General features: G+C 67.1%; 6 protein-coding genes. 4 read left to right on the forward strand and 2 right to left on the reverse strand.

Annotation, left to right across the window (positions count from 1 at the left end; translation table 11 throughout):
* Window positions 1-165: 165 nt before the first annotated feature.
* Window positions 166-984 (reverse strand): NADPH-dependent 7-cyano-7-deazaguanine reductase QueF, encoded by an 819-nt coding sequence (gene queF / locus ACZK4Z_RS20605; protein WP_125895953.1) that lies wholly within the window; start codon window positions 982-984, stop codon window positions 166-168.
* 619 nt (window positions 985-1,603) lie between these two features.
* Window positions 1,604-2,923 carry a M20 family metallopeptidase gene (locus tag ACZK4Z_RS20610; protein ID WP_125895789.1) on the reverse strand — a complete coding sequence of 440 codons (1,320 nt, stop codon included), beginning with the start codon at window positions 2,921-2,923 and terminating at the stop codon, window positions 1,604-1,606.
* 187 nt (window positions 2,924-3,110) lie between these two features.
* On the opposite strand from ACZK4Z_RS20610, the gene ACZK4Z_RS20615 reads away from it, so the two are divergent.
* From ACZK4Z_RS20615 to ACZK4Z_RS20630, 4 genes are all read left to right on the forward strand, one after another.
* A complete protein-coding gene (locus tag ACZK4Z_RS20615; RefSeq protein ID WP_125895790.1) occupies window positions 3,111-4,352 on the forward strand; it encodes an efflux RND transporter periplasmic adaptor subunit in 1,242 nt (413 codons plus the stop codon).
* A 74-nt stretch (window positions 4,353-4,426) separates the two neighbouring features.
* Entirely contained in the window at window positions 4,427-7,660 is a 3,234-nt protein-coding gene (locus ACZK4Z_RS20620; protein ID WP_125895791.1) for an efflux RND transporter permease subunit, read from the forward strand.
* A gap of 31 nt (window positions 7,661-7,691) precedes the next feature.
* Window positions 7,692-10,814, forward strand: coding sequence for an efflux RND transporter permease subunit (locus ACZK4Z_RS20625; RefSeq protein ID WP_125895792.1), 3,123 nt, complete (start codon window positions 7,692-7,694; stop codon window positions 10,812-10,814).
* A gap of 337 nt (window positions 10,815-11,151) precedes the next feature.
* A complete protein-coding gene (locus ACZK4Z_RS20630) occupies window positions 11,152-13,209 on the forward strand; it encodes a TonB-dependent siderophore receptor (protein WP_125895793.1) in 2,058 nt (685 codons plus the stop codon).
* Window positions 13,210-13,292 lie beyond the last annotated feature (83 nt).

Consider the following 13,292-nt stretch of genomic DNA (forward strand, 5'->3'; position numbering starts at 1 on the left):
AAATGGGGATGGTGCAGATGTGAAGCCGCCCCCCGGGGCGGCTGAACAATCGGGGGAATAGACGCCCGGTAGTGCCGGCCGCTGGCCGGCTTGCGCTGGCCCTGGATGCGGGTTCCCTGCGGTTGCCGGCCAGCGGCCGGCACTACCCGTAATCGCCTGCGGCAGTTATTGCCGCAGTTCGCGGTAGGTCGCAGCGGGGGCGGCGATGCCGGGACTGGCACGCCAAGGGTTGATATCAAGGCCACCACGGCGGGTATAGCGCGCCTCCACTTCCAGCCACTGCGGCTGGCAGCGGGCGGACATCTCGCTGAAGATCCGCTCAACGCACTGCTCGTGGAACTCGGCGTGCTCGCGGTAGCTGACCAGATAGCGCAGCAAGCCGGCGCGGTCGATCTTCGCCCCGCGGTAACGCAGGCTGACCGTCGCCCAGTCCGGCTGGCCGGTGACCGGGCAGTTGGACTTCAGCAGCGACGAGACCAGGGTCTCCTCCACCACCTCGCCCGCGTCGGCAGTCAGAAAGTCCGCCTGCGGCGGGCCGTAGCAGTCGATCTCCACGTCCAGTCCGTCGATGGATTCACCGAGCGGCGTCTCACGCAGGCCCGGCAGGCCGAACTCGATCTGGACCGGCGCACCGGCGCAGGCAGACAGGTCGTCGACGATGCGCGCGCGCAGTGCCTCGGCGCTGTCGATACGGGTGCTGTTGAGGGAATTCAGGTACAGCTTGAACGACTTAGATTCGATCAGCCGCGGCGAGGTGCACGGCACCTGCACGGTGGCGACGGCGACCTGCGGCTTGCCACGCGTGTCGAGCCAGCTCAGCTCGAAGGCATGCCAGCGGTCATGGCCGACGAACGGCAGCGCGGCGTCGTCGAGGCCGATCTCGGCGCGGGCACCGCTGCGGGGGATGGGAAACAGCAGGCCGGGATCGTACTGCGACGGGTAACTGACCTCGCGACCGAGGCTGGAATCCTGTGGGGTGTTCATGGGGGCATTGTATCGCGCGGACGGCGGGCCTTCGGCCGGGCCGGCCAACGGCGGAGCCCCTCCGTGGTGGTTGTGTTGGATGGTCGCGAAAGGCGGTCTATCGGCCTGGCCGGGTGGGCAGGCGGGTCGGGGGACGCCGTTAACCCGTCCTTGGGGGCTTGGCCGCGGCTTGCTCGTGTGCGCTGTCCTGCGCACACGGCAAAACCGGGGTTGGGCGTCCTGCCCAGCCCGCCCGAGGCATGCCTCGGGCCCATGCCGCGGACACCCCCGCCCCGCCTACCCACCCGGCCCCTGACAGTTCCCTGCACGCGGCCACCACCACGGGAAAGATCAGAAAAATCAAAATCAAAAGCCAATCCTTCAGACATTCCGGATGTCTGCCCGTGTCGACCAAGGTCGACACCCACCAACAGCCGCGTGAACCTGTCGGGGGCGGGGCGGTGTGGGCCTGCAGGACCGTTGGCGCCATGGATGGCGCCATCGAGCCCCCATGGACGGGTTTACGGCGTGTCCTGCAGGCCCACACCGCCCCGCCCAACCAACAGAAATCCAGCACCGCTTTTGCCGTTGACGTTGCCGTTGCTTCGGCGGGTGCAGGGCGCAGCCCTGCCTGAAACCCTCACCCCGCAGGAGTGCCGGCACCGTTCAAGTAATCCAGGCTCACCTGCAGCAGCGCGCGCAGTCCCACATCCAGCGCCTTCTCATCCAGCAGGAACTTCGGTGAATGATTCGCCGGTGCCGTCGCCGGGTCGATGCCCACGCTGGTCGAACCGACGAAGAAGAACATCCCCGGCACTTCCTTCGCGTACAGCGAGAAATCCTCCGCACCCATCTGCAGCGGTGGCTCGTACACGTTGTCCTTGCCCACCACTGCCTGCAGGCTCGGCAGCATCTTCGCGGTCAGCGCCGGGTCGTTCACCGTGGCCGGATTGCCCTCCGACTCGTAGATGTCCGTCACCGCCTTGGCACCGTGCGCGGCGGCGGTGTGCTCGGCCACATTGCGCAGGTCGGCGAAGATCTGCTGCCGCATGCCTTCGTCGAAGGTACGGATGGTGCCGACCATTTCCACTTCATCCGGAATGATGTTGTAGCGGATGCCCCCGTTGATCGCGCCGAAGGTCAGCACCGCCGGCTGCTTGGACAGGTTGGCGCGGCGGCTGACGATGGTCTGCGCGGTGCCGACCAGGTCAGCGGTGGCCACGATCGGATCAACACCGTTCCACGGCGCCGAGCCATGCGTCTGGCGACCGATCACCTTGATCCCGAAACGATCCGAGGCGGCCATCAGCGGGCCACCGCGCACCGCGATCTGGCCGGCCTGCACGCTGGAGAACACATGCAGGCCAAACACCGCCTCCGGCTTGAAGTCGGCGAACAGGCCTTCCTTCAGCATCAGCGCGGCACCGCCCTCTTCCGGCGGCGGTGCACCTTCCTCGGCCGGCTGGAAGATCAGCATCACCTGGCCCGGCAGGTCCTTCTTCATCGACACCAGTGCCTCGGCCACGCCCAGCAGGGTGGCGGTGTGCGCGTCATGGCCGCAGGCATGCATCACGCCCACGGTCTGGCCGCGGTACTGGTCGGTGGCCTTGGAGGCGAACGGCAGCCCGGTCTGTTCGGTTACCGGCAGCGCGTCCATGTCCGCACGCAGCGCGATCTTCGGGCCGGGCTTGCCGCCTTCGATGATCGCCACCACGCCGTGGTGGGCGATGCCGGTCTTCGGCTTCAAGCCCATCGCACGCAGGCGCTTGGCGACCTCGGCCGAGGTGCGCGCCTCGCGGTTGGACAGTTCCGGGTGCTGATGGAAGTCGCGGCGCCATTCAACCACCTTGGCCTGCAGGCGCTGGGCAGCAGCGGTCACTTCGGGGCGTTGCCCGGCCTGGGCGTGGGCAACGGCCGGCAGGGCCAGCAGCAGGGCGGACAGCAGCAGCGAACGGCGCATCGCAATCTCCACAGCAAGAGGGGTCCAGCTGAATGTAGGGCAACACCGCCGCCACGGGAACCTCCGTGGCCGGATCCGGTCTTAGCGCCCGTCCCATCCGTCATGCAGGAAACGTGATGTGGCGCAGGTATGCTTTGCGCATTGCCAACCGGGGCCGCGCCCCGTCCAGCCCTCTTGGAGTCCTTGAATGTCACGTGTTTGGAAGATCGTGCTGCTGGTCGTGGCGGTACTGGTGCTGGCCGTGGTCGGCCTGCGCGTACTCGGCGGGGGCAAGGACAAGGCCGGTAGCCCGGCGGCAGCTGCGCGCCAGGGCGGTGAAGACCCGGATGCCGGCCCGGTGCCGGTGACCGTGGTGGATGCGGCACGCCAGGACGTGCCGGTCTATGCCAGCGCGCTGGGTACGGTGACCGCAATGAACACCGTCACCGTCAGCCCGCAGGTTGGCGGCCAGCTGATGAGCCTGAATTTCCGCGAAGGCCAGGAAGTGAAGAAGGGCGATGTGCTGGCGGTGATCGACCCGCGCACCGCCCAGGCCAGCTATGACCAGGCCGTGGCCTCCAAGCGCCAGAACGAGGCGCTGCTGGCCACCGCGCGTTCCAACTACCAGCGCTCGAACGCGCCGGAGTATCGCCAGTTCGTCGCCAAGACCGATCTGGATACACAGCGAAACCAAGTGGCACAGTACGAAAGCGCAGTCGCGGCGAACGAGGCCAGCATGCGCTCGGCGCAGGTGCAGCTGCAGTACACCAAGGTCACCGCGCCGATCACCGGCATCGCTGGCATCCGCGCGGTCGACGCCGGCAACGTGGTCAACGCCGGCACCGCGCTGGTCACGCTGACCCAGATCCATCCGATCCACGTGCTGTTCAACCTGCCCGAGCGCCAGCTCGGCGATGTGCGCCAGGCGCAGGCCGCCGGTGCGGTACCCGTCGCGGCACTGGACCGCGCCGATTCGCACGTGCTGTCCGGCGACGGCAAGCTTGACGTGGTCGACAACCTGATCAGTGCCGACAGCGGCACGTTCAAGGCGCGCGCGATCTTCGACAACACCGACAACGGCCTGTGGCCGGGCCAGTTCGTCAACGTGCGCATGCAGCTGCGCACGATTGCCGGTGGCGTGGTCATTCCGACCCAGGCCGTACTGCGTGGCCCGGACGGCGAGTACGTCTATGTGGTGCAGGGCGACAACACGGTGAAGATGCAGACCGTGCGCAGCGGCGTGGAAGTGGGTGACAGCCAGGTGCAGATCGCCGAGGGCCTGAAGGGCGGCGAGCGGGTGGTCAGTGAAGGCCAGTTCCGCTTGAAGCCGGGCAGCAAGGTCACCGCGCTGAAGCCGGGCGAAACCCCGGCGGTGCCGACCGAAGCCGAGCTGAAGGCCGCCGAGCAGAAGAACGGCGGCGGTGGCCGTCGTGGCGGCGGCCCGCGCTGAGCGCAGGCTACCGACCTCCCTCGCGCCGGCAAGCCTGCCGGCGCCGACATTGAAGTGCCAGCAAGGATCAGTCCGTGGGCTTTTCGACGATCTTCATCCGCCGCCCCATCGCCACCTCGCTGCTGATGGCGGGCCTGTTGCTGCTGGGCATCCTCGGTTACCGCAAGCTGCCGGTGTCGGCGCTGCCGGAAATCGATGCGCCCAGCCTGGTGGTCACCACCCAGTACCCCGGCGCCAACGCCACCACCATGGCCTCGCTGGTCACCACGCCGCTGGAGCGCCAGTTCGGGCAGATCTCCGGGCTGGAGCTGATGACCTCCGACTCGTCGGCCGGGTTGTCCACGATCATCCTGCAGTTCTCGATGGACCGCGACATCGACATCGCCGCGCAGGACGTGCAGGCGGCGATCCGCCAGGCCACCCTTCCCTCGTCGCTGCCCTACCAGCCGGTCTACAACCGGGTGAACCCGGCCGACGCGGCCATCGTCACCCTGAAACTGACCTCTGACACGCGCCCGCTGCGCGACGTCAACAATTACGCCGACTCGATCCTGGCCCAGCGCCTGTCGCAGGTGCAGGGCGTCGGCCTGGTCTCGATTGCCGGCAACGTGCGCCCGGCCGTGCGCATCCAGGTCAATCCGGCGCAGCTGTCGAACATGGGCCTGACCCTGGAACAGCTGCGCAGCGCGCTCACCCAGGCCAACGTCAATGCGCCCAAGGGCTCGTTGAACGGCAAGACCCAGTCCTACAGCATCGGCACCAACGACCAGCTGGCCAGCGCCGCCGAGTACCGCGACACCATCATCAGCTACAAGAACGGCCGCCCGGTGCGGCTGTCCGACGTGGCCGACGTGGTCGACGGCGTGGAGAACGACCAGCTGGCGGCCTGGGCCGATGGCAAGCCGGCGGTGCTGCTGGAAGTGCGCCGCCAGCCGGGCGCCAACATCGTGCAGACCGTCGAGCGCATCCGCGCGATCCTGCCGCAGCTGCAGGGCGTGCTGCCGGCCGACGTGCACCTGGAGATCTTCAACGACCGCACCGAGACCATCCGCGCCTCGGTGCATGAGGTGCAGTTCACCCTGATCCTGACCATCGGCCTGGTGGTGGCGGTGATCTTCGTGTTCCTGCGCCGCCTGTGGGCCACGATCATTCCCTCGGTGGCGGTGCCGTTGTCGCTGGCCGGCACCTTCGCGGTGATGGCCTTTGCCGGCATGTCGCTGGACAACCTCTCGCTGATGGCGCTGGTGGTGGCCACCGGCTTCGTGGTCGACGATGCGATCGTGATGATCGAGAACATCGTGCGTTACATCGAGCAGGGCAAGAGTGGCAAGGAAGCGGCCGAAATCGGTGCGCGCCAGATCGGCTTCACCGTGCTGTCGCTGACCGTTTCGCTGGTGGCGGTGTTCCTGCCGCTGCTGCTGATGCCCGGCGTCACCGGCCGCCTGTTCCACGAGTTCGCGTGGGTGCTGAGCATCGCCGTCGTGCTGTCGATGCTGATCTCGCTGACGCTGACCCCGATGATGTGCGCCTACCTGCTCAAGCCCGACGCCTTGCCCGAAGGCGAGGACGCACATGAGCGTGCGGCGGCGGCCGGCAAGCAGAACCTGTGGACGCGCACCGTCGGCCTGTACGAGCGCAGCCTGGACTGGGTGCTGGACCACCAGCGCCTGACCCTGGCCGTGGCCGGCGGCGCACTGGTGCTGACCGTGCTGCTGTACGTGCTGATTCCCAAGGGCCTGCTGCCCGAACAGGACACCGGCCTGATCACCGGCGTGGTCCAGGCTGACCAGAACATCGCCTTCCCGCAGATGGAGCAGCGCACCAAGCAGGTGGCCGAAGCGCTGCGCCAGGACCCGGACGTGACCGGCGTGTCAGCCTTCATCGGCGCGGGCAGCATGAATCCCACGCTCAACCAGGGCCAGCTGTCGATCGTGCTGAAGGAACGCGGCGAGCGCGACGGCCTGGACAAGATCCTGCCGCGCCTGCAGAAGGCCGTCGCCGGTATTCCGGGCGTGGCCCTGTACCTGAAGCCGGTCCAGGACGTGACCCTGGATACCCGCGTAGCCGCCACCGAGTACCAGTACTCGCTGTCGGACGTCGATCCGGCGACCGTGGCCACCCAGGCCACACGCCTGACCGAAGCGCTGCGCAAGCGCCCGGAACTGGCCGACGTCGACAACAACCTGTCCAACCAGGGCCGCGCGCTTGAACTGAACATCGACCGCGACAAGGCCAGCGTGCTGGGCGTGCCGATGCAGACCATCGACGACACCCTCTACGATGCGTTCGGCCAGCGCCAGATCTCGACCATCTTCACCGAACTCAACCAGTATCGGGTTGTGCTGGAAGTGGCGCCGGAGTTCCGCACCAGCACCGCGCTCATGGAACAGCTGGCCGTTGCCTCCAATGGTGCCGGTGCACTGACCGGCACCAATGCCACCAGTTTCGGCCAGGTCACCTCGTCGAACTCATCGACGGCTACCGGCATCGGCGCGCAGAACACCGGTATCACCGTCGGCGCGGGCAGCATCATTCCGCTGTCGGCACTGGCCGAAGGCAAGGTCAGCAGTGCGCCGCTGGTGGTCAGCCATCAGCAGCAACTGCCGGCAGTGACGGTCTCGTTCAACGTGGCGCCGGGCTATTCGCTGTCCGACGCCGTGCGTGCAATCCAGGAGACCAAGGACAGCCTGGACATGCCCACCCACCTGCATGCCGAATTCATCGGCAAGGCCGCCGAATTCACCGGCAGCCAGACCGATGTGGTGTGGCTGCTGCTGGCCTCGCTGGTGGTGATCTACATCGTGCTGGGCGTGCTCTACGAGAGCTACATTCACCCGATCACGATCATCTCCACGCTGCCGCCGGCCGGTGTCGGCGCGCTGCTGGCACTGATGCTGTGCGGGCTGAGCCTGTCCGTGGACGGCATCGTCGGCATCGTGCTGCTGATCGGCATCGTCAAGAAGAACGGCATCATGATGGTGGACTTCGCGATCGAGGCGCGCCGCGCCGGCGCCAACGCGCATGAAGCGATCCGCCGCGCCTGCCTGCTGCGCTTCCGCCCGATCATGATGACCACCGCCGCGGCCATGCTCGGTGCACTGCCGCTGGCGCTGGGCACCGGCATCGGCTCGGAACTGCGCCGCCCGCTGGGCATCGCCATCGTCGGTGGCCTGCTGCTGTCGCAGCTGGTCACCCTGTACACCACGCCGGTGATCTACCTGTATATGGAGCGCTTCTCCGAATGGCTGGCCCGCCGCCGCGAGCAGCGCGCACTGCGCGACGGTTCGCTGCAGGAGCCGCAGGCATGATCCACGCCCCGCTGCTGCGGGGGGCCGCACGATGAACCTGTCCGGCCCCTTCATCCGCCGTCCGATCGGCACCGCGCTGCTGGCCATCGGCCTGTTCATGGTCGGCCTGATCTGCTATCTGCGGCTGGGCGTGTCGGCACTGCCGAACATCGAGATCCCGGTGATCTTCGTGCACGCCAGCCAGTCCGGTGCCGATGCGGCAACCATGGCCTCCACGGTCACCGCGCCGCTGGAACGTCATCTCGGCCAGCTGCCGGGCATCGACCGCATGCGCTCGTCGAGCTCGGAAGGCAGCTCGCTGGTGTTCATGATCTTCCAGAGCGGCCACAACATCGATTCGGCCGCGCTGGACGTACAGACCGCGATCAATTCGGCGCAGGCCGACCTGCCCTCGGGCATGGGCTCGCCGATGTACCAGAAGGCGAACCCGAACGACGACCCGGTGATCGCCATCGCGCTGACTTCGCAGACGCAGTCGGCCGACGAGCTGTACAACGTCGCCGATTCGCTGCTGGCGCAGCGCATCCGCCAGATCAGCGGTGTTGCTTCGGTCGACATCGCCGGTGCCTCGACGCCGGCGGTGCGTGTGGACGTCAACCTGCGCCTGATGAACGCACTCGGCCTGACCGCCGATGACCTGCGCAACGCGGTGCGTGCGGCCAACGTGACCTCACCCACCGGCTTCCTCAGCGATGGCAACACCACCACCGCGATCATCGCCAACGATTCGGTGGCACGCGCCGCCGACTTCGCCGACCTGGTGGTCAAGACCCAGGGCGATGGCCGGGTGATCCGGCTGAAGGACATCGCCAACGTCTACGACGGCCAGCAGGATGCCTACCAGGCCGCGTGGTTCGACCACAAGCCGGCGGTGGTGATGTACGTGTTCACCCGCGCCGGCGCCAACATCGTGGAGACCGTGGACCGGGTCAAGGCACAGATCCCCGCGCTGCGCGACTACCTGCAGCCGGGCACCACGATGACGCCGTACTTCGACCGTACGCCGACCATCCGCTCGTCGCTGCATGAAGTGCAGATCACTCTGCTGATCAGCCTGGCGATGGTGGTGCTGACCATGGCGCTGTTCCTGCGCCGGCTGGCACCCACGCTGATCGCCGCAGTGACCGTGCCGCTGTCGCTGGCCGGTGCCGCGCTGGTGATGTACGTGATGGGTTTCACCCTGAACAACCTGAGCCTGCTGGCGCTGGTGATCGCGATCGGCTTCGTGGTCGACGATGCGATCGTGGTGATCGAGAACATCATGCGCCACCTCGACGAAGGCATGCCGCGGATGCAGGCAGCGCTGACCGGCGCGCGCGAGATCGGCTTCACCATCGTCTCGATCACCGCCTCGCTGGTGGCGGTGTTCATCCCGCTGCTGTTCGCCAGCGGCATGATGGGCGCGTTCTTCCGCGAGTTCACCGTCACCCTGGTGGCGGCCATCGTGGTCTCGATGATCGTCTCGCTGACCCTGACCCCGGCGCTGTGCAGCCGCTTCCTCAGCGCCCACGACCACACGGCGCCGCCGTCGCGCTTCGGCCGCTGGCTGGATGCCGGCCACGAGCGCATGCTGCGCATCTACACCGTGTTCCTGGATTTCTCTCTGCGCCATGCGCTGCTGCTGTCGCTGACGCCGCTGCTGCTGATCGGTGCCACCGTCTTCCTGTTCGGCGCGGTGAAGAAGGGCGCGTTCCCGCCGCAGGACACCGGCCTGATCTGGGGCCGCGCCAACTCCAGCGCCACCGTATCCTTCGAGGACATGGTCGCCCGCCAGCGCCGCATCACCGACATGCTGATGGCCGACCCGGCGGTGAAGACCGTGGGTGTCCGCCTGGGCAGCGGTCGCCAGGGCTCCAGCGCACAGTTCAACGTCGAGCTGAAATCACGCAAGGAAGGCCGCCGCGAAACCACCGCACATGCCCTGGCGCGACTGAGCGCCAAGGCCGACCGCTACCCCGACCTGCAGCTGCGCCTGCGCGCGATCCAGGACCTGCCCAGCAACGATGGCGGTGGCTCCAGCCAGGGCGCGCAGTACCGCATCTCGCTGCAGGGCAATGACCTGGCGTCACTGCAGGAATGGCTGCCCAAGCTGCAGGCGGAGCTGAAGAAGAACCCGAAGCTGCGCGACGTCGGCACCGATGTGGACAATGCCGGGCTGCGCCAGAACATCGAGATCGACCGTGCCAAGGCCGCCCGCCTGGGTGTTTCGGTCGGCGCCATCGACGGCGCCCTGTACGGTGCGTTCGGCCAGCGCCAGATCTCGACCATCTATTCGGACATCAACCAGTACAGCGTGGTGGTCAACGCCCTGCCCTCGCAGACCGCTACGCCGGCGGCGCTGGACGAGGTGCATGTGCGTGCGCGCAACGGCGACATGGTGCCGCTCACGGCGGTGGCCAAGCAGGTGCCGGGGCTGGCGCCTTCGCAGATCACCCATGAGAACCAGTACACGACGATGGACCTCAGCTACAACCTGGCGCCGAACGTGAGCATGGGCGAGGCCAAGGCGATCATCGACGCGACCGTGGCCGGCATGCGCATGCCCGGCGACATCCGCCTGGCTGATGACGCCGGCTTCGGCTTCAACTCCGACCCCAGCGACATGCTGATCCTGGTGTTTGCCGCGATCCTGACCGTGTACCTGGTGCTGGGCATGCTGTACGAGAGCCTGATCCACCCGGTCACCATCCTGTCCACGCTGCCGGCGGCGGGCGTGGGTGCGCTGCTGGCGTTGTTCGGCACCAGTACCGAACTGTCGGTGATCTCGATGATCGCGCTGGTGCTGCTGATCGGCATCGTCAAGAAGAACGCGATCATGATGATCGACTTCGCGCTGGTGGCGCAGCGGGAACATGGGCTGGCACCGCGCGAAGCGGCACGCGAGGCCAGCATCGTGCGCTTCCGCCCGATCATGATGACCACGATGGTGGCGATCCTGGCGGCGGTGCCGCTGGCGATCGGCCTCGGCGAAGGGTCCGAGCTGCGTCGTCCGCTGGGTATCGCGATGATCGGCGGCCTGCTGTTCTCGCAGAGCCTGACCCTGCTCAGCACGCCGGCGCTGTACGTGATCTTCTCCTGCCTGGCCGAGCGCTGGCGCGCACGTCGCGCACGCAGGCGCGAAGCGAAGCTGCTCAAGCGCGCGCAACGGGCGTAGAAGGGCCCATCCACGCAGGGCGTGGATCTACTGGTAGCGCCGGCCGCTGGCCGGTGTTCTCCGTACAGCCAATCTGCCGGCCAGCGGCCGGCACTACCGTGGGAGCGGATGGTGGGTACGAACCGTGGGCACGGATGGTGGGTGCGGACCGTTGGTCCGCATACCTCCGGGTTTGACGCACGGTAACGAAAAGAGAACAATTCTCATCCAGCCATGGTCCTGCGCCCCTTCGCGGCGCCCCGCTGCCATCTCCGGCCAGCCTGCGTGATCCCAGCCACTGCCCCTTCCCCCACCCGTGGGCGGATGGCCTGTGGCCGTCCGTCGAGGACCACCATCGATGCTGCCTTCCCGTTCTCCCCGCCTGGCCCTGCTGGCCATCGCCCTGTCAGCCGCCTGCGCTGCCCATGCCGAAGCGCCGGCCGTCAGCCGTAACGCCACCGATCTGGATGCGGTGAAGGTCACCGCCGAACGCACCCATACCGACGCTGGCGCACTGGGCGACCGCGCCCTGCGCGACACTCCGTTCGCGATCACCGCTGTTGGCCGCGAGCAGATCGAGCAGCGCCAGGTGGTCTCGCTGGGCGAAGCCTTCCTGCTCGACCCTTCGGTCAGCACCCAGGTCAGCGCCTATGCCAGTGGCTGGAGCTCGCCCATCCGCAACCGCGGTCTGGAGCTGAACTACGACAGCTACCGGGTCAATGGCCTGCAGGTCTCTTCCTGGGGCACCGAATGGCCGCTGGAAGTGATGGAACAGGTCGATCTGCTGAAAGGCCCGGGCGGATTCCTGTATGGCTTCGGCACCCCCGGCGGCATCGTCAACTACATCACCAAGAAGCCGACGGACACGCCCACCTTCTCCGCCCAGCTGGGCTGGCGCGAACAGGGCATCGTCAGCGGCGGCATCGACGTTGGCGGCCGCTTCGGCAACGAGCAGATGTTCGGCTACCGCTTCAACGCCTTCCAGGAAAAAGGCGAGACCTTCAATGGCGGACACGTCGATCGCAAGGTGGGCGCACTGTCGCTGGACGCGCGCCTGAGCGATGCGCTCACCTGGACCTTCGACGGTGTGTTCCAGTCGCGCGACCTGCGCGAGGAATCGCCGCAGTACTACTTCCGTGGCCTGACCTCGTTGCCGCGGCCGATCGCCGGAGATACCGACAACAGCGTGCCCGGCACCTACTACGACACACGCTCCAGCCTGCTGTCGACCGGCTTGAACTGGCAGATCAACAGCGACTGGAAAGCCAGCCTGAGTTACGGCGTCACCACCTCGTGGAATGACGTCAACAAGATCTTCGCCTACATCGACGATCTCAACGGCGACTACGACGTCAACGTCTACGAACTGGGTGGCAAGAGCGAGTGGAAGCTGGCCCAGGCGATGCTGCAGGGCAGCTTCCGCACCGGCCCCCTTCAGCATCAGGTGGTGGCGGGCATCAGCCACCAGACCGGACTGGGGTGGGACCGCCCCTACGAGTGGAACCTGATTGGCCGCGCCAACCTGTACCAGCGCCATGCCATCCGCCACGACGCCGTTGGTTCGCGGGTGATGACCCGCGGCGACGAGACGGTGCAGCAGGCGGTGTTCGCAAGCGATACGGTGAACCTCGGCAGCGGCTGGTCGGTGCTGGCGGGCTGGCGCTACAACGACTTCGAAACCAAGGGGCGGTACCACACCTACCCGGTCACCCCGACCTACGCCGTGATGTTCAAGCCCAGCGAGGCGGTCACCCTCTACGCCAGCTACATCGAGTCGCTCGAAGCGGGCAGCCGCGTAGGCAACAGCTACATCAACGCCGGTGACGTGCTCGATCCCACCATCAGCAAGCAGTACGAGATCGGAGCCAAGGTCGAAGCGGCGCGTTGGAATGCGAACGTGGCCGCGTTCCGGCTGGAACGTGGTGCCAACATCGATGAGCTCACGCCGGCCGGCAAGCGCCTGGTGCAGGACGGCATCACGCTGTACGAAGGCATTGAAGCCAGTGCCGACCTGCACCTCAACGATGCACTGACCGTCGGCGGCGGCGTGACCTGGCTGGATCCGACCTACGACAAGCTGTCCCCGGGCAGTGCCGCACAGGAAGGCAACCGCACCGCCGGTGCTGCGCGCTGGAGCGGCGTACTGCACGCCACCTACCAGCTGCCGTGGGTAGACGGCTTGGAAACCTATGCCGCCGTGCGCTATTACGGCGATGTCTGGTACGACGCCGACAACACCCTGAAGCTGCCTGACTACACGCTGGTGAATGCAGGCATCGGCTATCGCCTGCTGGCGTCCGGCCATCCGGTGACTCTGCGTGCCAGCGTCGAGAACCTGGCCAACCGCAGGTACTGGTCCAACGCCGGCGCCGGCCTGCCGCGCACGTTCGCGGTGAGCGTGCGCTGGGAGATGTAAGGTGCCGGTCCCCGCCGTCCATGCGGACGACGGGCCCGCACATGGACGGTGGGTGCGGACCGTTGGTCCGCACTCCATATTTC

The organism is Stenotrophomonas sp. 71799_Sma, assembly GCF_056482505.1.

What these genes read in the sequence shown, in the direction of transcription:
- queF (WP_125895953.1), bottom strand. Translation starts at nt 984, where the DNA reads ATGAACACCCCACAGGATTCCAGCCTCGGTCGCGAGGTCAGTTACCCG.
- ACZK4Z_RS20610 (WP_125895789.1), bottom strand. Translation starts at nt 2,923, where the DNA reads ATGCGCCGTTCGCTGCTGCTGTCCGCCCTGCTGCTGGCCCTGCCGGCC.
- ACZK4Z_RS20630 (WP_125895793.1), top strand. Translation starts at nt 11,152, where the DNA reads ATGCTGCCTTCCCGTTCTCCCCGCCTGGCCCTGCTGGCCATCGCCCTG.
- ACZK4Z_RS20625 (WP_125895792.1), top strand. Translation starts at nt 7,692, where the DNA reads ATGAACCTGTCCGGCCCCTTCATCCGCCGTCCGATCGGCACCGCGCTG.
- ACZK4Z_RS20615 (WP_125895790.1), top strand. Translation starts at nt 3,111, where the DNA reads ATGTCACGTGTTTGGAAGATCGTGCTGCTGGTCGTGGCGGTACTGGTG.